The sequence below is a fragment of the Singulisphaera chitinilytica genome, from assembly GCF_049331405.1.
GTDB lineage: Bacteria > Planctomycetota > Planctomycetia > Isosphaerales > Isosphaeraceae > PoT.
Genome location: NZ_CP186274.1, coordinates 852280 through 874864 on the forward strand (window position 1 = coordinate 852280; position 22585 = coordinate 874864).

15 protein-coding genes are annotated in these 22585 nt (G+C 64.3%); 9 read left to right on the plus strand and 6 right to left on the minus strand.

From position 1 onward, the window contains the following. Positions 1-85: 85 nt before the first annotated feature. The gene (locus ACOYYX_RS03110; RefSeq protein ID WP_422928475.1) at positions 86-3013 is read right to left on the minus strand and encodes a beta strand repeat-containing protein; all 2928 of its coding nucleotides are present in this window, start codon (positions 3011-3013) and stop codon (positions 86-88) included. A 544-nt stretch (positions 3014-3557) separates the two neighbouring features. Between ACOYYX_RS03110 and ACOYYX_RS03115 the strand changes: the two genes are divergently transcribed. The 3 genes from ACOYYX_RS03115 (at position 3558) to ACOYYX_RS03125 (ending at position 12139) form a co-directional block, all read left to right on the plus strand. Further along, entirely contained in the window at positions 3558-6545 is a 2988-nt protein-coding gene (locus tag ACOYYX_RS03115; protein ID WP_422928476.1) for a PSD1 and planctomycete cytochrome C domain-containing protein, read from the plus strand. A 64-nt stretch (positions 6546-6609) separates the two neighbouring features. Continuing rightward, entirely contained in the window at positions 6610-8010 is a 1401-nt protein-coding gene (locus tag ACOYYX_RS03120; protein ID WP_422928477.1) for a DUF1501 domain-containing protein, read from the plus strand. A 799-nt stretch (positions 8011-8809) separates the two neighbouring features. Then, positions 8810-12139, plus strand: coding sequence for a protein kinase domain-containing protein (locus ACOYYX_RS03125; RefSeq protein WP_422928478.1), 3330 nt, complete (start codon positions 8810-8812; stop codon positions 12137-12139). Positions 12140-12146: 7 nt separating this feature from the next. Here ACOYYX_RS03125 and ACOYYX_RS03130 read toward each other — a convergent pair whose 3' ends face one another. Then, positions 12147-12596 (minus strand): pyridoxamine 5'-phosphate oxidase family protein, encoded by a 450-nt coding sequence (locus tag ACOYYX_RS03130; RefSeq protein WP_422928479.1) that lies wholly within the window; start codon positions 12594-12596, stop codon positions 12147-12149. A gap of 609 nt (positions 12597-13205) precedes the next feature. On the opposite strand from ACOYYX_RS03130, the gene ACOYYX_RS03135 reads away from it, so the two are divergent. Next, positions 13206-13883 carry a hypothetical protein gene (locus tag ACOYYX_RS03135; protein WP_422928480.1) on the plus strand — a complete coding sequence of 226 codons (678 nt, stop codon included), beginning with the start codon at positions 13206-13208 and terminating at the stop codon, positions 13881-13883. Positions 13884-13911: 28 nt separating this feature from the next. Here ACOYYX_RS03135 and ACOYYX_RS03140 read toward each other — a convergent pair whose 3' ends face one another. Further along, on the minus strand, positions 13912-14568 hold the full coding sequence (locus ACOYYX_RS03140; protein ID WP_422928481.1) for a sigma-70 family RNA polymerase sigma factor: 657 nt from the start codon (positions 14566-14568) through the stop codon (positions 13912-13914). An 822-nt stretch (positions 14569-15390) separates the two neighbouring features. On the opposite strand from ACOYYX_RS03140, the gene ACOYYX_RS03145 reads away from it, so the two are divergent. The 5 genes from ACOYYX_RS03145 (at position 15391) to ACOYYX_RS03165 (ending at position 20117) form a co-directional block, all read left to right on the plus strand. Further along, entirely contained in the window at positions 15391-16590 is a 1200-nt protein-coding gene (locus ACOYYX_RS03145) for a nucleotide sugar dehydrogenase (RefSeq protein WP_422928482.1), read from the plus strand. Next, entirely contained in the window at positions 16587-17606 is a 1020-nt protein-coding gene (locus ACOYYX_RS03150; protein ID WP_422928483.1) for an NAD-dependent epimerase/dehydratase family protein, read from the plus strand. Before ACOYYX_RS03145 ends, ACOYYX_RS03150 begins: the two co-directional genes overlap by 4 nt. Positions 17607-17641: 35 nt before the next feature. Beyond that, positions 17642-18361, plus strand: a complete 720-nt coding sequence (locus ACOYYX_RS03155; RefSeq protein ID WP_422928484.1) for a class I SAM-dependent methyltransferase — start codon at positions 17642-17644, stop codon at positions 18359-18361. Continuing rightward, positions 18361-19059 (plus strand): glycosyltransferase, encoded by a 699-nt coding sequence (locus tag ACOYYX_RS03160; protein WP_422928485.1) that lies wholly within the window; start codon positions 18361-18363, stop codon positions 19057-19059. The genes ACOYYX_RS03155 and ACOYYX_RS03160 overlap by 1 nt, the downstream gene beginning before the upstream one ends. Before the next feature lie 215 nt (positions 19060-19274). After that, positions 19275-20117, plus strand: coding sequence for a glycosyltransferase family 2 protein (locus ACOYYX_RS03165; RefSeq protein WP_422931583.1), 843 nt, complete (start codon positions 19275-19277; stop codon positions 20115-20117). Between the two features lie 98 nt (positions 20118-20215). Here the strand turns inward: ACOYYX_RS03165 and ACOYYX_RS03170 are convergent, their stop codons facing one another. From ACOYYX_RS03170 to ACOYYX_RS03180, 3 genes are all read right to left on the minus strand, one after another. After that, the gene (locus ACOYYX_RS03170) at positions 20216-20557 is read right to left on the minus strand and encodes a hypothetical protein (RefSeq protein WP_422928486.1); all 342 of its coding nucleotides are present in this window, start codon (positions 20555-20557) and stop codon (positions 20216-20218) included. 206 nt (positions 20558-20763) lie between these two features. Further along, the gene (locus tag ACOYYX_RS03175; protein ID WP_422928487.1) at positions 20764-20964 is read right to left on the minus strand and encodes a hypothetical protein; all 201 of its coding nucleotides are present in this window, start codon (positions 20962-20964) and stop codon (positions 20764-20766) included. A 344-nt stretch (positions 20965-21308) separates the two neighbouring features. After that, positions 21309-22580: a hypothetical protein gene (locus tag ACOYYX_RS03180; protein ID WP_422928488.1), complete on the minus strand. Its 1272-nt coding sequence runs from the start codon at positions 22578-22580 to the stop codon at positions 21309-21311. Between the last annotated feature and the right edge of the window lie 5 nt (positions 22581-22585).

Consider the following 22585-nt stretch of genomic DNA (forward strand, 5'->3'; position numbering starts at 1 on the left):
GGCATCAAAAAACCCCGAAGGCCAAGAGGCCCTCGGGGTCGGTCTTTGCAGGGTTGGCTTTCTCGCCGGATATTTCTGGCTGGCGTCAGACCGGGACGAGGCTGCCGTAGCGGCGGGTGGCCTGGCCGTTCACCACGAGGGTGCCGAGGCGGGCCTTCCTCGCGCTGGTGAGGTCCGCCATGATTGCCCTCGCGCTGATCTTCGACGAGGGAGACGAGGAGGGGGCCGGAGTGGTGACGGACTGGGCGTGGATGGCCTCGGTCGTCGGTGTCGAGGGGGCCTTGTCGGACGCGATGCTCTGGGCGCTCACGCTGGCCGCGATCGTGCCGGCGCCGGAGCCGTTGAAGTCGCCGGTGATCGGCACGGAAGCGACGCCGCCGACGCTCGTGCCATAGACGAAGACGCGTTGCCCGACGAACGGGTTGGAGCCGGTCGTCCTCGGGTTGAGGTACGCCAGGGCGAAGAGGCTCGTCGTCGGGGCGTAGATCCCGACGTCGGTGGTCGCGTCGCCGTTGAAGTCGCCGGTGATCGGGACCGAGTAGTTGGTGCCGGTGTGCGACCCGTACCGGAAGACGCTCTGGCCGAGGAAGACCGAGGGGCCGCTCGGGTTCGGGCTGAGGAAAGCCAGAGCGAACGTGTCGATCGCCGGGGCGAAGATGCCGACGTCGGTGACGCCGTCGGCGTTGAAGTCCCCCGTCACCGGGATCGAGTTCACGCCGTTGGCGTTGCTACCGTAGACGAAGACGCTCTGGGCCAGGATTGGGACGGAGCCGACGGGGGTCGGGTTGAGGTAGGCCAGGGCGAACGTGCTGCTGGCGGGCACGAACAGGCCGACGTCGGTGACGCCATCGGCGTTGAAGTCGCCGGTGATCGGCGTCGGGTAATTCGTGCCGGTGTGCGCCCCATACTGGAAGACGTTCTGGCCGATGAACGGGTTGGGAGAGCTGGGGCTCGGGTTCAGGAAGGCCAGGGCGAAGGTGTCGGTCGTCGGGACGTAGAGGCCGACATCGGTCGTGCCGTCGCCGTTGAAGTCGCCCGTCACCGGCACCGAGAAGTTGTTGCCGACGTGCGCCCCGTACTGGAAGATCCGCTGGGCGCTGATCTGCCCCTGGCTGTTCAGGTAGGCGATGGCGAAGGTGTCGGTCGAGGGGACGTAGATGCCGACGTCGGTGATGCCGTCGCCGTTGAAGTCGCCGGTGATCGGGATCGAATAATTCGTGCCGACGTGGCCGCCGTACGGGAAGACGCTCTGGCCCGTGAACGGGGACGACGAGTAGGGGCTCGGGTTCAGGAAGGCCAGGGCGAAGGTGTCGGACGCGGGCAGGTAGACGCCGACGTCCGAGGTATGCACGCTCGCGACCAGCGGCTGGGAGAACGGCGACGTGTTATTGCCCGGCACCGTGGTGACCGTCGCGGTGACGTACTGGCCGAACGGGAAGGAGGACGGGAGCAGGATCGCGAACGAGACGACGCCGCTGCTGTTCGTCGTCACCGTCGAGCTGCCCAGCAGGGTCTTGCCCTCGGCGTTTCCGCCCGGGTCGAGGTTCGGGTTGGCGTAGAACTGGATCGTCAGCTGGGTGTTCGCCGTGCTGGTCACCGTCCCGCGGACCAGGGTGCTGCCGCTGACGCTCGTGATCGAGTTCAGGGCGGGGGCCGCCTGGTTGCCGTTCCCGGTGGAGCTGAGCAGGATGCCGACGTGGTTGCCGAAGATCGAGTTCGAGACGATGGCATTGCCCGAGCCGGTCGAGACGTTCACGCCCGCCCCGCCGTTGAAGGCGATGATGTTGGGCGCCCCGGCCGTCGTGCCGCCGATCGTCTGCTTGCTCGCCACCAGCAGGATGCCGTCGCCGCCGTTGCCCAGGCCATTGATCCCATCGACCTTCGTGCCGATGTAATTGCCCTGGATGATGTTCAACTCGGTGAGGTTCGGGTTGGAGTCGGAGATCGCGATGCCCGACGTCACGTTGCCGGAGATGATGTTCCGGGCCGTCGACGTCGTCCCGCCGATCAGGTTGCCGTGGGCGCCCGTCCCCAGGCTGACGCCCACCTGGTTGCCCAGCGGGACCGAACCCAGGGGATCGGTCCCGATGAAGTTCCCAGCCAGGACGTTGTTCGTCGACGAGGTGCCGCCGATCTGGACGCCGATGCTGTTGCCCGAGACCGTGTTGCCGACGACCTGGTTGCCCGCGGAGTTATTGATGAAGACGCCGTTGCCCAGCTTGTTGTTGAGCGTGGCGGTCGCCGACGCGTTCAGGCCGATGTAGTTGTTCTGGATCAGGTTCGACGAGGAGTTGGAGCCGGTCGCCGGGGCCGAGGCCTTCGCGTCGTTCAGGTCGACCAGGATCCCGTTCGTGCCGTTGCCCGAGATGATGTTGCGGCTGGCCGACACCGCGCCACCGATGGTGTTGGTGGGGGAGTCGAGGATCGAGATGCCCGAGCCGCCGTTCGGCAGCGCGGCGGTCCCGGCGGCATTCGTGCCGATGAAGTTGCCGATGATCGTGTTGCCGCCGTTCCCCCGCAGCTCGATGCCGTTGCCGGGGAAGCGGTTGATGATCAGGCCCTGGACCGTGGAGCTGCCCGCGCTGATGTTGAGGCCGACCTTGGTCGCCCCGCTGCCATTGAGCTCGATCAGCAGGATCGCATTGTCGCCGATGGCCGACGAGTTGGGGGACGAGCCGGGCTGGGAGTAGCCGTTGATGAGGACCGGGACCTTGATCTCGGGGAGGTCGGCCTTGAGGGCGATCGACTGGACGCCCGAGGCGTTGATATTGAAGTTGATCGTGTTCGAAGCGTCGGTCGACTTGTTGAGGTCGATGATCGCCTGTCGGAGCGACCCCGTATCGCCGTTGGTGGTGTCGTTGTCGGTCGTCGTCGTCACGGTGAAGGTGGCGAGGAGGCTGCGGTCTTCGAGCAGTTGCACGACCGGCCGGATCGCCCCTCGTCGCAAGCGGCCGTCACGGTCCTTGCCCGAACGTCGGAATCCCCACGGTTGAATGCGCGACGTGATCGCCATTTAAGCGTTCTCCCTTTCTGGTGCGTGTCGTCCGAGCTGCGAATCCAAGAGTAAGTTCGCCTGGCAGTTCAACGGCAGGTCTCGCCTCGAAAAATCCCCCGAATGATGCGCCGGGAGATCCCCCGCAGAAATCCTATAATCCTCACAGTCGGCTGTTAATGCAACGGATTTCCACAAGATCAGCGATGCACACAATCTGAGTAATGCAGCGATTTAAGGCCGAATCGGCAATCTTGCCGGATATTGCGCGATTTCGAAACCCGCGGTCGGCCATCGACGAGGTTTGGAATGTCTCGCGGAGATCGCGTATCATCGCGGTATGTTGAACCAGCGTGAAACAAATCGCCTCTCCCAATAGTCGAAAGGGGCGGCAGTCGCCGGTCAATTTATGGTGAATGGCATCGAAAAAAGCCGGAGATGGCGGCGCCATCGATTGATCACATGCTGGGGTTTGTGGTTCGGGCTGTTGGCGTCCGGCCTGGCCTCGAGCGCATCCCGCGGCCAGGGGGCGGAGCCCCGATCGGCGAGCCTCGCGAACGAGGTCATGCCCCTGCTGAAGGCGCGTTGCGTCAAGTGTCACGGGCCTGGCGAGCATAAGGCCGGCCTGAGCCTGGCGACGCCGGCGGGCATGGCCCGGGGAGGGGAGTCGGGGCCGGCCGTCATCCCCGGTAAGCTCGACGAGAGCCCGCTCTGGGAGCAGGTCTCGAGCGGCGAGATGCCTCCCAAGGATCCCCTCTCCGACGACGAGAAAGCCCGGCTCCGGCGCTGGATCGAGGCCGGTGCGCCGGGCTTGCCGAGGTCATCGGCCGAGATCGGTGAGAAGGTCGAGCATTGGGCCTTCGCCCCGCTCAAGCGGCCGGAGGTGCCGGCCTTGCCGGAGGGGACTTCGGCGAAGACTCCGGTGGATCACTTCATCGCGGCCCGTCTCGATGAGGCCGGATTGAAGCCCGCGGCCGGGGCCAGTCGCGCGACCCTGATCCGCCGCCTCAGCTTCGGACTCACCGGCCTGCCGCCGACCCCAGAGCAGGTCGCCGCCTTCGAGGCCGACCCCGCCCCCGACGCCTACGACCGCCTGGTCGAGCGCCTGCTGGGATCGCCCGCCTACGGCGAGCGCTGGGGGAAATACTGGCTCGACGTCGCCGGCTATGCCGACTCCAACGGCTACTTCAATGCCGACAGCGAGCGTGCGCTCGCCTGGCGGTATCGCGACTACGTGATTCGAGCCATCAACGACGACAAGCCTTTTGATCAGTTCGTCCGCGAGCAGATCGCCGGCGACGAGGTCTCCGGCTATCGGCCGGGGGCCGAGGTGACGCCGACGATGGTCGAGCAGCTCGTGGCGACTCACTTCCTCCGGAACAGCCAGGACGGCACCGGCGAGAGCGACGGCAATCCCGACGAGGTCCGCGCCGATCGTTACGCGGTGCTCGAGGGGACCGTGCAGATCCTGGGCAGCTCCCTCTTCGGGCTCACGCTGCAATGCGCCCGCTGTCACGACCACAAATTCGAGCCCGTCACCCAGCGCGACTATTACAGCCTCCAGGCCGTGCTCCGCGCCGCCCTCCCGGTCGACCAGCCGGATCGCTGGAAGAAGCCGGCCGAGCGGGTCGTGGTCGCCGCCCCCGGCGATCAACTTCAGCGCTGGGAGGCCGAGCAGAAGGAGATCGACGCCCAGATCGCGGCCGTCGAGGCCGAGCATCGGGCCAAACGCCTGGCATTGCGAGAGCCCGGCGTCGACCTCTTCCGCGACGGCTTCGACGAGCGGCTCGCCCCTCGCTGGCAATCCCTGGCCCTGGCGGGGACCGGGCCGATCCAGGTCGACTCCGAGACGCCGCCGGGCGCCCTGGCCCGCGAGGGCAAGCTCTGCATCATTGAGGTCGGCTCCGAGAGCGCCCGCCGCCTGACGACCTCGCAGTCATTCGACTGGACGCCCGAAGGGGAGGGGAGTTGGATCGAGGCGACCTTCCGCCTCGTCTCCGACCGTCTCGACCCCAAGGGCACGCCCGCCCAGCGCATCGGCTATTACATCGCCGCCCACGATGGCAGCAAGTCGACCAGGGCGGGGAACCTCCTCTTCGACGGCAACCCCGACGGCGGCGCCGCGATCAACAAGGGATACCCGGGGCCCGACGCCAAGCAGGTGGGCATCCTCGGCTCGGCGAAGTACACCCCAGGGCGGCATTACGGGGTCCGCGTCACGAACGTTGGCAATGGGAAATTCCGGCTCGACCACATCGTCGAAGGCGAGTCGGAAGGGCCGGCAATCACCCTCGCGTCGAAGGATCTCCCCGACGGCGGGTTCGGCTTCGAGTATTGCTGCGGGCGGAGCTTCGTCGTCGACGACGTCACCATCAACGCCAGCGACCCCAAGGTCGACGCCCCCGCGAGGAAGGCACTGAATGCCCGGCTCGAAGAGGCGAGGAAGGACCAAGAGGCGGCGGTCGCGAAGGTTACGGCCAGGCGCACGCCGAACCCGGGGCGGATTGCCTGGGTGACGGATCAGGTCCCGAATCCCCCGGAGTCCCACATTCTCACGAGGGGCGACTACGGGAAGTTCGGGGCCAAGGTCGAGCCGTCGGGGGTCGCGATCCTCTCCGACGCGGACAATCCATTCGAGGCCAAGCCACCCTTCGAAGGGGCCGAGAGCACCGGGCGTCGCCTGGCCCTGGCCAACTGGTTCACCCGAGGCGGCTCGAGGCCCTCGATGCTCATCGCCCGGATTATGGTCAACCGGATCTGGCAACAACACTTCGGCGTCGGCCTGGTGGCGACCTCCGAGAACTTCGGCTACAGCGGCTCGCCCCCCTCGCATCCCGAACTGCTCGAGTTCCTGGCCGATGAGCTGATCCGCAGCGGCTGGAAGCTCAAGTCGATCCAGCGCCTGATCGTGAGCTCGGCGGTTTACCGTCAGTCGGGAGTCCCTCAAGACGAGGCCGCCGAGAAGGCCGACCCCGACGATCGCCTGCTCTCGCGCTTCCCGCTGCTCCGGCTCGACGCGGAGCAGGTGCGTGACGCCATGCTCGCCGTCAGCGGGGAACTCGACCCCGCTCGCGGCGGTCCGTTCGTGCCGAGCCAGCGGCAAGGAGATGGCGAGGTGGTCGTGACGGAATCGACGCCCGGGGCGCATCGCCGCTCGGTCTACCTCCAGCAACGCAGGACGCAAGTGTTGAGCATGCTCGAGGTCTTCGACGCCCCCTCGATCGTCGCGGGCTGCCCCAAGCGGTCGACCTCGACTATACCGCTCCAGTCCTTGAATTTGCTGAACTCCGAATTCGTTGCGACTCGCGCCAGTGCGCTCGCCCGGCGCGTCCGCGACGAGGTCGGCCAGGATGCCGGGGCCCGCATCGATCGGACCTTCCGCTTGACGGTGGGGCGACCCCCCGACGAGGTCGAGTGGGCCGCGGCCCTGCGCTTCCTCGCCAGCCAGCCGGCGCAATATGCCGGTCGTCCCGCCGATGAGGGGGAGCGACTCGCCTGGTCCGATTTCTGCCAGATGCTCTTGGCGAGCAATCCGTTCTTGTACGTAGATTGAGTGCCGCGACTGGATTGGACGTCGTCTCTTTACCCTGTCGGTGGTCGTCGAGGGAACGGGCCCAATGTTGGAAGATCGCGAGTTCGCTTTCAACCGCCGCGCATTCCTGGGTCGCTCGGCCGGGGCCCTCGGCTCGCTGGCGCTGGCCCATCTCCTCGACGCCGACCTCCGCCGCGCCTCGGCGTCGCCCCTGATACGGCCGGAGCCTCAGGCCAAATCCGTCATCTGCCTCTTCCAGCACGGCGGGCCTAGCCAGGTCGACCTCTTCGACCAGAAGCCGGAACTGACCAAACGCCACGGCCAGCCCTATCCCGGCTCGCTCGAGGTCCACTTCGACAAGCAGAAGGGGAATGTGCTCGCCTCCCCGTTCAAGTTCGCGCAGCACGGGCAGGCGGGGACGTCCCTCTCCGAGCTCCTGCCGCACACGGCTGGGATCGTCGATGACATCACACTGATCCGCTCGATGAAGACCGATTCGGTCGACCACGAGGCGGCCCTGCGCCTGATCCACACGGGGAAGATCCTCGCGGGGCGTCCGACCTGGGGCTCGTGGGTGATCTACGGCCTCGGCTCCGAGAGCCAGGACTTGCCCGCGTACGTCGTCCTCGCCGACCCCGGCGGCCTCCCCGTCGATGGCGTTCGCAACTGGTCGAGCGGCTGGCTGCCCGCCATCTATCAGGGGACTCCGTTCCGGTCGGGGCCGTCCCCCGTCCTCAACCTGGCGATGCCCGAGGGGGTCAGCGCCTCGGCCCGGAAGAACCAACTCGACTTCCTCCGCGAGCTGAACGGGGAGCATCGCCGCCGGCATCCTTCGGGCACGGAACTAAGCGCCCGGATCGCCAACTTCGAGACCGCCGCCCGCATGCAAACCGCCGTGCCCGAGGCGCTGAACCTCGAGTCGGAGCCGGCTCATATCCGCCGGCTCTATGGGCTCGACAACCCGGCCACGAAAGAGTACGGGTCGCGTTGCCTGCTGGCCCGGAGGTTGATCGAACGCGGGGTCCGCTTCGTGCAACTCTTCCTGAGCGGCCAGCCTTGGGACACGCACAGCAACAACGCCGAGAAGCTCAAGGAACTCTGCGCCCAGACGGACGGGCCGAGCGCGGCACTCGTGACGGATCTCAAACAGCGAGGAATGCTTGATTCCACGATCGTGCTCTGGACCGGCGAGTTCGGGCGCCTCCCCGTCTCCCAGGGGTCGGACGGCCGCGACCACAACCGCCATGCCTTCTCGCTCTGGCTCGCGGGAGGGGGCTTCAAGGCGGGGTATACACATGGAGCTACCGACGAATTTGGATACAGCTCCGTGTCCGACGTCGTGACGGTCTATGACCTTCAGGCGACCTTGCTCCACGCCCTAGGGCTCGACCACCATCGGCTCACCTATCCGCACGAAGGCCGGGATGATAGCCTTACGGATGCCGGGGTGACCGGGGCTCGTGTCGTGCCGGCCCTCCTGGCCTGAGCCGCCCTCGCCCGACGAGACTTCTCCGGCGAGCAATTCGCCGCCCTAATCTTTATGAGATTAGTTGCTTACCCGAGCTTATGCCGACCGCAGGCATAGCTCATGGTTTGATGCCTTCGTCCAGCATGTTGGCGTCAAAATATTCACGAATTGCGGCAACGGTCGTAGAATGGTCGTCGAGGACCCGGAATTCGGACTCCCCTTCTCGATACTCCTGCTAAATTAGGACATGCACTCGCCCGTGTAACTCGGGTAGAACTATTTGCTAGATGACGTCGGTTGCGGTCCCATCGCGAATCGGGATGCCATCGCCCTCGATTGCGAGCGTCGACCATGTTTCGCCGACTTATCTCGCTGCACCAGCCTTCAATCCTGCCTGTTCGAGTCAAGATTTCGCGCCGTCGAGGAACTTAAGTTTGATGATGACAGGGCGAGGTAATCATGGAATTCGACCCCCTTCCTAAGAAGGGATTGAGCAATGTCCGAACGGCGATGAATGATCGAGGAGCATAGCCCGATCCAATTTCCTTCGGGTCGTCAACGCAATCAAGGCCCCCGGCCGCCTCGGGGCCGATCCGACGGTCGATATATCGAAGGATATGGCGCGAGCTGGGCTGATGAAATCGAAGTGATCGTCGCGGGGCGATTTCGTGCTTGAGAGGACGTTGTGAATTCCGAAACGCATGGTTTGTCGGATTCGACGGAGCATGATTTACCCGTCATCTCATCGCACGAATCCGGCGAGCGGACCGAAGTTGATTACGAGTCGTTAGAAAGGGACGCCGAAGCCTCCCTCCTCGTGAGGGTCTACGACGAGTTCCTCGCGTCCGTGCGCGCCGGCGAATCTCCCGATCCCGAGGAGTGGTACGCAAGGCATCCCAGGATCGCGGACAAACTCAGGCTCTGCCTCGAAGTCCTCGACATCGCCGAGCACCTCGACGGCACGCCCGGCGGCGCCGACGATCCCCAGCAGGTGACGCCGACCCGACTGGGCGACTTCCTGATCCTCCGGCAGCTCGGCCGCGGTGGAATGGGGGTCGTCTACGAGGCGGAGCAGATCTCCCTGAATCGTCGCGTGGCGCTCAAGGCCCTCCCCATCGTCTCGGCGCTCGACCCGAAGAATCTCAAGCGGTTCAAGACCGAGGCAGAAGCCGCGGCGAGACTCAAGCACCAGAACATCGTCCCCATCCACACCGTCGGCTCCGAGCGGGGCATCCACTTCTTCACGATGCAGTTGGTCGAGGGGCCGACCCTCGCCCAGTGGATCAAGGAGAGGCGTGAGGAGCGGGACGAGGCGAAGAAGTCGGGGCGGCCTTCGCCCTCCCCCGACGAACGGTCGGAGTTTTTCAGGCTCGTGGCCACCATGGGGCTCCACGCGGCCGAGGCCCTCGCGCACTCGCACTCGCAAGGGATTCTGCATCGAGACATCAAGCCGGCCAACTTGCTGCTCGACCAGAACAGGAACCTCTGGGTCTCCGACTTCGGGCTCGCCCGCCTCAAGGATGGCGGCGACCTGACGAGGACCCAGGAGATGCCGGGCACCATGCGCTACATGAGCCCGGAACGCGTGCTCGGCCAGGATTCCAGCAACGAACTTGGTGACGTCTATTCCCTGGGCGTCACCCTGTACGAGTTGCTGCTCCTCCGCCACATGTTCGACGCCCAGGAGCGCGGTGACCTGACACGCCGGATCATCCATGAGGAACCGACGGCCCTGCGCCGCGTCGACCCGGATATACCCCCCGACCTGGCGAAGATCGTCCACAAGGCGATGGCCAAGGAGATGGAGGATCGCTACCAGTCGGCGACCGAACTGGCCATCGACTTGCGCTGCTTCCTCGAGGGGCTGCCGATCCACGGCCGCGGCCCGAGCCTCGCCAAACGCGCCACCCGTTGGGAGAGCCGCAACCGGCGCACGCTGATGTGGGCCGGTCCGCTTGCCATCTTGGTCGCGAGCCTCTTGACCTTCCCCCTGATCGGACTGTGGCGTTCTCGCCATGTGGGCTTGAGGGAAAGGATCATCAAGTACGAGGCGAACATCAAGCGGGCCGCCCAGTACCTGAAGCGATTCGAGGTGACGCAGGCCAAGGAGTTGCTCTCGCCCTACAAGGAGGCGAAAGGCCCGGACGACCTCCGCAACTTCCCCTGGTATTACCTCTGGGAACGCTGCAACCCTCGCACCCTGGTGCGCGAGATCCCGGCAAATGAGGGGATCATCTACCGCGTCCGCTACTTCTCCGATGGCAAGAGGCTCGTCTCGTGCGGCGCCGGGGGCACCTGTCGCATCTGGGATCTGGACACCGGGACTCGCCTCCATTCCATCGAAGCCCACCAGGGCGACGCCAACGATCTGAGCCTATCTGCCGACGAGAAGACGCTCGTGACCGTCGGGGACGACCGGGTCATTAAGGTCTGGAACGTGGCGGATGCCGAACTGAAGGCGGAACTCTTCGAGCCGAAAGATCGAGGCCCGAGAGACCCGAATGGCCCTGGCGACCGTAGGTCGTTCGTTTCCGTCAGCTACCTTCCGGATGGCAAGCATCTGATCACGGGCCGCAACAACGGCTTGATCCAGGTCTGGAACCTTGAGACAGGGAAGGTTGAATCCGAGTTTCAGGATGGAGACAGAAACATCGCCGGACTCGCGGTCTCGCCGGACGGCAGGTACGTCGTGGTGGCCTCCCCATCGTCCGCCGGCGCCGTCCTGGAGATCGCGTCGCAACAACCGGTGCTTCGCCTCGTCGCCACGCCCAAGGGAGGGAAGGCTCCTCCCCTCGTCCCCGGGCCTCCCGGGATCAATGCCGAGCATCCGCAGGCCTTCCAGTCGTCCTCCTTCAGCCACGACGGGAAGATCCTGGCCACGGCCCATCTGAATGGCGTGATCCGGCTCTGGGATGTCGAGCAGGGAACTTGCAAGGTCGAACTTCCCGGCCACGCCGAGGAAGCCCTGAGCGTCTCCTTCTCTCCGGATGACAAGCGGTTGGCGTCGGTCGGCAGCGATGGCACGATCCGGGTCTGGGACCTGGGCCAATCGGTCCAACTCGTCGACTTCCAGTCCGAGTACTGGAAGGCCTGGAGCATCGCATTCTCGCCCGACGGTAACCAACTCGCCACGGGCAATATCCAAGGCAGGATCCAGGTCTGGGACCTCACCAAGCCGAGCGACCGGGTCGTGCTCGACAAGCCGACGATGGTCTCGCTCCTCCTGGGTTTCTCGGCTCAGGGAGATGTCGTGACACTCAACCGCGATGACGGGACCCTTGCATTCTGGAGTCGAGAGTCGGGCAAGTTGCTCAAGACGCACATGCTGCCCGCCCCGGGGCCGAGCGTCGCTCCGCTCCTGACGCCCGACGGCCGATATCTCGCCGTCCTCGACTCGAGCCGCGTCTTATGCGCCTGGGACCTCAAGGATGATCCGCCCAGGATGGTGCATCGCCTGTCCCAGGAAGAGAAGGGGATCACCGGAGCACTGACCACGATCGCCGCCCCACCGGACCTGCGATGGATCGCCCTGGCGCAACCCCTGGAGGGGTTCTATTTATGGGATCCCAGGGCCGATCGATTGCGGAAGTCGCCAAACGCCAGGCCGGGGCTCACCGCGACCAACCGCGATGGCAAGTTCGTGTTCTTCCACGAGTTTGGGCGTGTGGCGCGCTGGGATCTGGCCACGGACACGATCCAGCGGACGGATGACACCGGCCATCGGCCGACCCCCGCGGCGGTTAATGCGCTGGCCCTCTCGCCCGACGGTCTCACGGCGGCCACGGGAGGATATGATAAGATCATAAAAATTTGGAATATGGAGACCCTCCAGCCGGCCGTCGAGGATCTGGTCGGGCATGAGGGAAACGTCACCGCCCTTGCCTTCTCGCCCGATAACCTCATCCTGGCGTCGGGGAGTTCCGACAACAAGATCAAGATCTGGTCGGTCACGACGGGGCAGGAGCTGATGACCCTTGAAGGGCACACCAACCTCGTCTGTACCCTCAAGTTCTCGGAGGATGGCTCCGCCCTAAGCTCGCGATCCATCAACCCCAAAGATCGCCCCGAGGAAGTCTTCCTCTGGCTCGCGCCCCATCTCGCCGATCGGGCCGAGCAACTCCCGGCGAAGCAGCCGGGCGACCGATGACGACGGCTCACGTTTCGAACGGCACCTCGTGATAGTCGAGGGCCCATTCCTTCATGTATCGTACGCGGACCGGGCGGATCCGATAGAGGACGAGCGCGGGGTTGTCGATCGTGCCGAGGTACTGGCGGAGCAGGGGGTTGCCGTCCCAGATCTCCCGCAGGAGGGCCTGGTCGGCGACGACCTCCGCGACCCCCGTGATGCGGACCTGGTCGTGGTTCTCGTCGAGGTAGCCGAGCTCGACGTTGGGATTGGCCTCGATCTCCTGGGTCTTGTGATAGCCCCGAAGGTTGGCCACGTAGATGGTGAAACCGTCGGTCCGGACGGGGGAGACGGGCCGGAGCCGGGGCTGGTCGCCGTCGATCGTGGCGAGGTAGGGGAACCGGTCGGCCTTCACCACCGCGGAGGCCAGGGCGAGGACCTGGCTGGGGTCGAACGGCTCGGTCGTGGGCTTCGTCATGGCGGGCTCTCCCTCGTCAACGATGTCCGAGAGGCGGATCCACTTCCAAACTTCCGACGCAACCACCTCGGCCCAGGATAACGAGGCCGACCGACAGTTGCCAACGTCGCACGAAAGTGACGAAAGCGATCGGTCCGCGCCCGGGAAGATGCCATTGCAAGATCGCCATAAGCCTCAAGGGTTCACATGGGCGGGCGTCTGATGTCTTGCTGCCGAGGTCCTGTCTCGCGGGGACTTGGGCGATCGTGCGGATATTGGCGGCCGGTTGGCATGGCCGCAAGGGCCCGATGGCCCTTCCTCGGCCAGTGTCCTCAACTTGCGACGACGACAAGTCCGATCATTTACAGCACGGCCCTCCGGTCTCCGCGACCTTCGGCACCGCGACGGTGCCGCCCGGTCGTCTTTCCGGTAAGTCCCGGTAAGTTCGAGCCGCCCGCTATGGATCGCGCGATCCCCCGCCGGGGATCGTCGCCTGGGTTGGCGAACCCAACGCGTGTTCAGATTCGATACTAACGGGAGGGCAGGAGTCCCTCTCGCCTCAGGCTACCCGGGCTCTCGTCGCTGAGGGATCCGGGGGCGGTTCGCGAGGGGAACTTCAAGGAGGAATCCATGGGACGGCCCAAGGCCGCTCGAGTCTCGGGGTTTTGCGCTGCTCGGTCCGCCTCGTCCGGTCTCATGGCCCTTGGGTGCCTGGCCGCGTTCGTGCTCGTCCTCTCGCACCCCGATTCCGCGTCGGCCCAGGCCGGCGTGCGAAAGGTCGCTGCCAGGTCCAACCAGGACTGGAGCGGCTCCTCCGGGAGTTGGGGTGAGCCCGATGGAGGGGCGACGACTGCTCCTCGCCCCGGGCCCGCCACTTCGAAGCCGGCCCCAGCCCCGACTGCGGTGACGCTGACCGTCGCCAAGCCCACCCGGGGTAGCTCTTACCTCTTCTTCATGCCGAAGAAGGCCGTGGCGTCCATCGCCCCGGTCAAGCCGCTGCCCGGGCTCGTCGAGCCCCTGAAATCAGGGAACGTGGGCACCCAGTCGGCCGAGAAAGAGGCCTTCAAGTCTCCGAAGGCCTACTCCTACATGTATTTCCAGCCGAAGCCCAAGGACGCCCGGGGCGGGGCCGCCGGCGCGAGGCCCGGTCCCTCGGTGGCGAAGCCGAAGGCCAAGGCTCCATCGATGGCGCTCGGGAAGGGCAATGGATTGCCCAACCCGAACTATCGCCCGTTCCTCATTTATCAGCCAAAGTCCAGGCCGCTCTCGACGTCGACGTCGCAGGCCCAGAAGAAGACGGCACGCTGAGCCGTATCTCGCCCGGCGCCTGTCGGCCTCATTCCGCGGATCGAATGGCTTGGCTCATCCCGTTCATCGGGCCATCCGAGGAGATCCCCAACTCACGCCAAAGGCGCTCGACGGCGCTCACCCAGCGGTTCCTCGCGGCGACCGCCGAGCAACCGAGCCGACCTCCCATGACCTCGAACGTGCACTGATCGTAGGACCTCAAGTAGATCACCAGGCGATCGCGTTCCGGGAGTCGTTCCAGGGCTTGACGAATGGCTTCGCTCCGCTCCTTGCGCATGGCCAGGCCGCTGGGCGACGTGGCGTCGGCCGCGATATCCCCGTCTCCTTTCGACGGGATGGGGACCTCGCGTTTCCTGTCGCGCTTCCTGGTCTCGTAGCGCCTCGCGATCTCCTTGATGTTGTTCTGCAAGATTTTCTTGAGCCAGGCTTTCCACTCGGCGCCCGTCTTGCCGTCGAACTGGCTGAAGTCGCGGTAGGCCTCGAGGTACGTCTCCTGGACGAGGTCCCCGACGTCGACCTTCACGCGGAGGTTCTCCGCCAGCAAGCTCGCCGCCGCCTGGGTGATCTCGGCGCGGTACTTCTCGAAGGCGAATCCGAGTGCCTCGAGGTTCCCCTTGCGAGCCTCATTGATCCATGCCGCAGTCGGCACTTCGAACACGACCTCCACGGAGAATTTGCTGCCCACGGCGCCTCCTCTCGGTTTCGACGGGGCCGGCTTCGCCCTCGCGTTAACGTGAACATCTGACTCGGGATAGCAGCCGAGGCGCAAGGCCTTCGCGCATCAGCCGTTTCGAGCCAAGCGGATATCGTTTCCGACAGCCCCTAGCCTTCCGAGCCTTGTTGACGCCGGACTTAATTACATCGTCCGATTCGTGCCAGGGGGAATCCACCAGTCCAGACAAGCATCTATCCTCGCGTAAAGTCTTCGAAAAGGGAAGACGTGTGCCCGAGATTGGTACATTCTTGGGGAATTGCCGAATGCCGCCAATCAATGTTTAGTTTTGAGTTTTTGTGAATATTAAGATGAGATATTCCCCGGACGCACTGAAGGTTTCTTGACAGTAGGTTGAACCGAAAGCTATCGTCGCACAGCTTTGAAGATCCGGGCGGCAACCAGCCCGGTCGGACGCGGGGATTGGGGCCGGGACGTGGCGAGGTGTCGTCCCGGGCGCATCCCTTCGTGACGACGGAGGAAAGCCGCCGGACGTGCCGATCGCGGGAGGTGCAGCCCTCGCCGTTGATCCTCGCGTCCCTGTCGGGATGATCCGTACAACCTCGTGTCAGGCGGCCTTTCCCCCCCAATAATCGGATCTCGATTCGACGACATGCGCGGCTTTTTGCGTAATCATCCGGGACGATGACTGGGGTGCCAATCAAGGGGAGCGGCGGCGTGTTCTCGGGCGGGCTGAGACGCGAGGGGAGCGGATTCCGCCCTCGCGAACGTGGGCCATCGAGAGCAAGAGACCCCGAGCCGTGGACGGATCCCCTGGCATGGAGGAGTGTTATCGTGAGTCAATTCGAGTATGACGTCTGCGTCGTAGGCGGGTGCGGCCACGTGGGCCTGCCGCTTGCGATCACTTTCGCCTCGCGCGGGCTCAAGGTCAGTATCTATGACGTGAATGATGATTCGGTCGCCAAGGTTAAGGCGGGCAACATGCCCTTCCTCGAGAAGGGGGCCGAGCCGATCCTCCGCGAGGTCATCGGGCGCTCCCTGCACGTTGCGAACGACCCGCAACTCGTCAGCCGGTCGCAGTTCGTCGTCGTGGTGATCGGAACCCCGGTCGACGAGCACCTGAACCCGAAGTTCAACACGATCCGTCGCTTCTTCCAGGGGATCCTGCCGTATCTACGCGACGGCCAGTGCATCGTGCTCCGAAGCACGGTCTATCCCGGCACGACGATGAAGGTCGACGAGCTGATCGCGTCGCTCGGGCGTGACGTCCACGTCGCCTTCTGCCCCGAGCGCGTCGCCGAAGGCAAGGCGATGGAGGAGCTGACCGAGCTGCCTCAGATCGTCTCCGGCACCGATGCCAAGGCGGTCGAGATGGCCTCGGAGCTCTTCGGCAAGATCGCCAAGTCGATCCTGCACATGGAGCCCTTGGGGGCGGAGCTGACCAAGATCTTCGCGAACGTCTGGCGCTATATCCAGTTCGCGACGGCCAATCAGTTCTTCATGATCGCAACCGACTACGGGATCGACTTCTACGAAATCTATGAGGCCCTCACGCGGGACTATCCCCGGATGGCCGGCTTGCCGAAGAGTGGGCTCGCCGCCGGCCCCTGCTTATTCAAGGACACGATGCAGCTCGCCGCCGCCAATAATAATAACTTCGCGCTCGGCACGGCGGCGATGCTGATCAACGAAGGGCTCCCCAACTTCATCGTCCGCCATATCAAGGGCAAGTATCCCCTGGGCGAGATGACCGTGGGCCTTCTCGGCATGGCCTTCAAGGCCGACAGCGACGACCCGCGTGAGTCGCTCTCGTACAAGCTTCGCAAGGTCCTCGAATACGAGGCCGGCGATGTGTTGTGTACTGATGTTTATATTCAAGATCCGCATTTCGTGACGCTCGACGAGGCGATCGAGCGCTCGGATCTCTTGATATTGTGCGCGCCGCACCGAGAATATCGCGACTTGAAGTTCCCCGACTCCAAGCCCGTGATCGACATCTGGAACACCTTCGGGAAAGGGACGCACCTCACGTGAAGACCCTCGTGACCGGCTCCGCCGGCTTCATCGCCGGCTACTTGGTGGAAGAGTTGTTGAATGCGGGCCACGAGGTGGTGGGGCTCGACAACTTCACGAAATACGGCCCGCTCGAGCGGGCCTACGATAAGAACCCGCGGTTCCGCGGCGTCAAAGGGGACGTCAAGGACGTCGCCTTGATGAAGGAACTGCTCGCCGACTGCGACCACTTCGTCGCGGGTGCGGCGATCATTGGCGGGATCTCCCTCTTCCACGAACTCGCCTATGACCTGATCGCCGAGAATGAGCGGATCACGGCCTCCTCATTCGACGCCGCGATCTGGGCCCACAAGTCGGCGAAGCTCCAGAAGATCACGGTCGTCTCGTCGTCGATGGTCTATGAGAGTACGACGACCTATCCGTCGGCCGAGGGGGAGCAGAGGCTCTGCCCGCCGCCGCAGTCGACCTACGGGTTCCAGAAGCTCGCGACCGAGTATTTCGCGCAAGGGGCCTGGGAGCAGTACAAGCTGCCGTATACGATCGTCCGGCCGTTCAACTGCATCGGCGTGGGGGAGAAGCGGGCCCTCTCCGACACCGAGGTGCTCTCGGGCAACATCAAGCTCGCTATGAGCCACGTGGTCCCCGACCTCGCGCAGAAGATCCTCAAGGGGCAGGATCCGCTGCACATCCTCGGCAGCGGGCAGCAGGTCCGCTGCTACACGTACGGCGGGGACCTGGCCCACGGGATCCGCCTGGCCGTCGAGTCGCCCGCGGCGAAGAATGAGGACTTCAACCTCTCGACCGAGGTGTCGACGACGGTCCTGGAACTGGCGGAACTGATCTGGAAGAAAGTCCACGGCGACGTACCGCTCCGCTATGTCTCCGACGCCCCGTTCACTTATGATGTGCAGAAACGGATCCCCGCGGTTGAGAAAGCCCGAAAGCTCCTGAATTTCGAGGCGAAGACCTCTCTCTCCGAGGCGCTCGACGAGATCATCCCCTGGATCAAGGCCCAGATCGAGGTGGGGGGGATCTGATCTGAACCGTCCGTCCTCCTGGAGTCGCCCCGCGCGTGACACCTACTCGGATCGACAGCGCCCTCGACCGGATCTACGCCGCTCGATTCTCGGAAGGGGAACGTCGGGCGAAGGCCCGGCTCTGGAAGACCCTCTACCGGTCGTTCTTCCGGCGCTACATCCCGGCGGATGGCACGGTCCTGGACGTCGGCGCGGGCTATTGCGACTTCATCAACCAGGTCGAGGCCCGTCGGAGGATCGCGGTCGACCTCAACCCCGACACGGTGCGGACCGCCGATGCCGGGGTCGAGGTCTTCACCCTCACGCTTGAGCGGATGGGGGACGTGATCGCGCCAGAGAGCGTGGACCTCGCCTTCGCCAGCAACGTCTTCGAGCACTTCCGCGGGCCCGACACCCTGCTCGAAGTGCTCCAGGCGATCCGCCAGATCCTCAAGCCGGGCGGTCGCCTGATCATCATGCAACCGAACGTGCGCTGGGTCGGGGGCGCCTTCTGGGACTACGTCGACCACACCCTGCCCCTGACCGAGAAGGGGATGGTCGAGGCGTGCAAGATGTCGGGGTTCGAGATCCTCGAGTGCCGCTCGCGCTTCCTTCCTTACACCACCAAGAGCTGGTATCCCCAATGGCTCCCATTGATCCGCCTGTACCTGGCCCTCAGACCGGCGCAGTGGCTCCTGGGCAAGCAGATGCTCCTGGTCACGCGACGACCCAGACGCCGGCAGGAACCGACCAGCCCGCCCCGCTCGACTTCGTGATGCCCGTCTACAACGAGGGAGCCAACATCGGGCGGGCCCTCGCCGAGATCTACGCGAACGTCAAGATCCCCAAGCGCGTCCTGGTCGTCTACGACTTCGACGGGGACAACACCGTCCCCGTCGTCCGCGAACTCGCGCCTCAGTATCCCTTCGTCCATCTCGTCAAGAACGACCTGGGGAAGGGCGTCCTGAACGCCGTCCGGGCCGGGATCAACGCGACGACCGCCGAGGTGGTCATTGTCACGATGGCGGACCTCTCGGATGACGTCGCCGTCGTCCCCAAAATGGTGGAACTGATCACGAATCAGGGGTATGACATCGTCTGCGCATCGCGATACATGAAGGGGGGCCGGCAGATCGGCGGGCCGAAGCTCAAGAAGCTGATGTCCCGCGTGGCCGGGGTGAGCCTCTACTGGATCGCAGGCCTGCCGACGCACGACGCCACGAACGCCTTCCGGGCCTATCGCCGCGAGGTCCTGCTCGAGACCCCGATCGAGAGCGAAGGGGGATTCGAGTACTCGCTCGAGATCACGGCCAAGGCATTCGCCAGGGGGAGGCGGATCACCGAGGTCCCCTCGACCTGGCGCGATCGCTCGGCCGGGGAGTCGCGGTTCAAGCTCAGGCAGTGGCTCCCGCATTACCTGAAATGGTACTTCTTCGCCCTGACGCATCGCCCGTCCAGGGCCAAATCCGGCTGACGTTCGTCATTCCCGCCCCAAAGTGAACTTATCAGAGGGGCGTTGAATTGGGTTTCAGATTCTCTGGGAATGAGACAGGTTTATTCGTATAATCTTCGGCTGCGGCAAACCCGGCTTTGTTAGGGTCGGCCTCGAAAGGACTTCGAGCGAACGGCCCGACAAGGAGGAAAATCACCATGGAATTCGGCGCCCTTCCCGTTCCTCCCACGTCCACAATGACCGAAGAGGCCCAGACTCCGACCTTCCTCGACGACGAACGCGACCGTACCGAGTGGTTGCTTCGGACCTTCGGCGAGGCGGTCTGTCGCCAGTGGGGGATCTACCGGATCCCCGACGACCTGGTCCTCTCGGTGGTGATCCCCGTCTACAACGAGCGGAACACGATCCACGAGATCCTCCGCCAGGTCCGCGCCGTGCCGATCAACAAGCAGATCATCCTCGTCGATGACTGCTCCAAGGACGGGACGACCGAACTCCTCAAGGAGATGGCCGCCGACAACCCCGACCTGACGATCGTCTTCCACGACGTGAACCAGGGCAAAGGCGCCGCCTTGCGCACGGGCTTCGCCCACGCCACCGGCCAGATCGTGATCGTGCAGGACGCCGACCTCGAATACGACCCCAACCAGTATCCGCAGCTCATCGCCCCGATCCTCGAGGGCAAGGCTGATGTGGTCTTCGGCTCCCGGTTCATCGGCGAGTCGCACCGGGTGCTCCACTTCTGGCACTCCATGGCGAACCGCTTCCTCACCCTGCTCTCGAACTTCTTCACCGACCTGAACCTGACCGACATGGAGGTCTGCTACAAGGTCTTCCGTCGGGAAGTGATCCAGAACATCAAGCTCCAGAGCAACCGGTTCGGCTTCGAGCCGGAGGTCACGGCCAAGGTCGCCCGCTTCGAGGTCCCGGCGCTCGAAGGCCGCCCGGCCCGCCGCTGCCGGATCTACGAGATCCCGGTCAGCTACAACGGCCGCGACTATCGCGAAGGCAAGAAGATCGGCTGGAAGGACGGCGTGCAGGCCCTCTACTGCATCGTCCGCTACCGCTTCGCCGACTGAGCCTCGACGAGCGATCGGCCTACGATTCCGAAAGATAAGGGTGTCCGGGACAACCGCGATGGGTGTCCCGCACGCCCTTTCTTCGATGCACCCTGCACTTATACCTCAGGGTCGGTGAGCCTACGCAGTAATCTTCCCCACTTGCGAGGGACGTGGGTGCGGCCGAACTCGGGGAGGCGGGGGAGGAACTGTTTCCAGGTGAGGACGGTCAGGCAACTCGACTGCTGGAGGATGGCGATCAGCACCCGGTTCTGGTGCATTGCCAGGACGGCGATCGCGCCGTTCTCGGCGTTGCGCCCGAGGCGTCGGCAGCGGGCCAGAGCCTTTCGCAACGAGGGCTCGGCCTCCAGGGACTCGGCCCCGAAACGCTCGACGAATCGCTCCAGGGCGTGCCTCGTCAGGCGGAGCCCGCTGTAGTCATGCTGCCCGGGCGGGACCATGGGAATGTTGGCGAGGACCTCGAGAACTTATGGTGCTTCGGAACAGATCGCGCCTTTCATGACGCCTCTCCGTTCCTGCGCGGGGTGTACCCGATGAAGATAACCCGGGCGTCCGCCAGGTTCACGCTCATTGCGTGATATCCGAGCCTCGCGCCAGGCTCCAATCGGCATTGGTCGGCCTCGTGAATGTCATTGGCCTTTGCGGATCATCGGCTGGATCGCTCGGGCGATTTCGTCGGGCCGTCGCTCAGGATGACCGACATCCGGGCCCCGCAGCAGATGGGCCATTGTGAGTCGTGCTTGATGTAACGATCCAGGTCTTCCGAGGTCCCCGTCTTGAACCGATTGCAGATCTGGCAGTGGAAGCGGACCGCCTCGGGGAGCAGATCGGCGAGTTCGTCACTCATGGGTCGCTCCTTCATGGATGAGCAGAATGGTTGTCAATCTGGCAATCGCCCCGATCCCTCTCGCAAGTGAGCAACCGAGGCGATGCGGAGGCCTCAAACCTCGAACATCCTGACGGAGATCTTGGGCCGAGTCGCTTCGAAATGAAGGGCCTCTCCACCGGATTTCCGCACGAATTCTTAAAAGCCCGAGGCAAATCTCAAGCCAAAGCCCTGGATATGGAGTTGGCATCGTTCGGAACGTTAGAGCAACGAAACCGTTGGCAAAAGCCGAGCTCATGGCGATGGTCCGCCCTGACTCTAAGTTTGAAGGAAAACTTGTTAATGTGTAAAAATATCAAAAGTGATCACGATATTTTGATAAGAAGTGGGACCGCTCCGGCTCCGATGGCCGCGGCGATGAGGGCCATGATGCAATGGCCCAGGATCAGGCGGTGATCGAGTGAGGGAGGCACCTCGGCTTCCCGGACGATCGACAGCACGCCATCCTTGATTTGATACGCGAGCCCGAGGTCATCCAGGGCGACGCGAAGCGAGGCACTCAGGGGATTGCCTTCGATGTCGACCCGGACCGGGGATTGCATGGTGAGATCGTCTTCGGCCTGCTCGTCTGATTGTTCCAGGATATTCGAATCGACATGAATAAGAATCTCGTGTCCATCGGGAGATCTCGTTGCGGCTCGGAGGTACTTGATGAAATCCTGCAGGGGAATCCCGTCGGGGAATGTTAGCGGGATCGTCTGCTCGAGCGCGGTGCGGATCCTGGCGTTCGACTCGGCGACGGCGGCCGACTCGGCCGGGAATCCGCTCGTGAATGGTGGGATCTTCAGGGGTACCGGCAAGGACAGCAGGAACTGGTCCCCGATGAGACGTTCATATCCGTATCTATCGACGTACCAACCTACGAGGCGATCAGGCCCGCGGTTCAAGATCATGTAGCCGATGCCGAAGAGGGCCGCCCCGAAGCAGACCATGCGAGGCCTGCCGCTCCAGCAGGCCGCCCCGATCGCCAGGAATCCCAGTATCCCCCAGGTCGCGAAGTGCACGGAGCCGACCCAGAGGGCCGGATCAGACCGCCTCGCGAGAGTGAAGAATGCCGAGATGATGATGATCGCCGCGAGGGTCGCGATGGCGGCGATCCTCCACCGGCGAATCCCCGTCGCCGGCCGGCCTATTGGTGGGATAGACTCGGATTCCTGATCCGGGGATAGGGGAGGTGAGGTACCGAATATGAGCCGGGCCAACAATCCGCCTAGGGATGCGACGAAGAGGCTGATGAGACATTCTTGGATGACATGCTCTCGAGCCCATCGGAACGTCGGGTCGAAGTTTGAGTCGACATCTCCCTGGAAAATGACCACGGGGCTGACGGGCGTCATGCCCCTCGGGGGCGGGTGCAGCGCCCACCACAGGTAGATCGAGCCGCACAAGGCGAAGCCGAGCCACAACGCACGCTCCGGCGGCTTGCGGCAGATCGCGCCGACCATCGACAGGATCAGGATGGCGTGGGTCAAGAGATAGAATCCGCCCATCCACTCCTGCGTCGCGTAATGGAGCGCGGCGAAGCCGATCGAGGCCACCAAAACCAGCGCCAGGAGGAATCGCGTGGTGATCTTCAACGTCT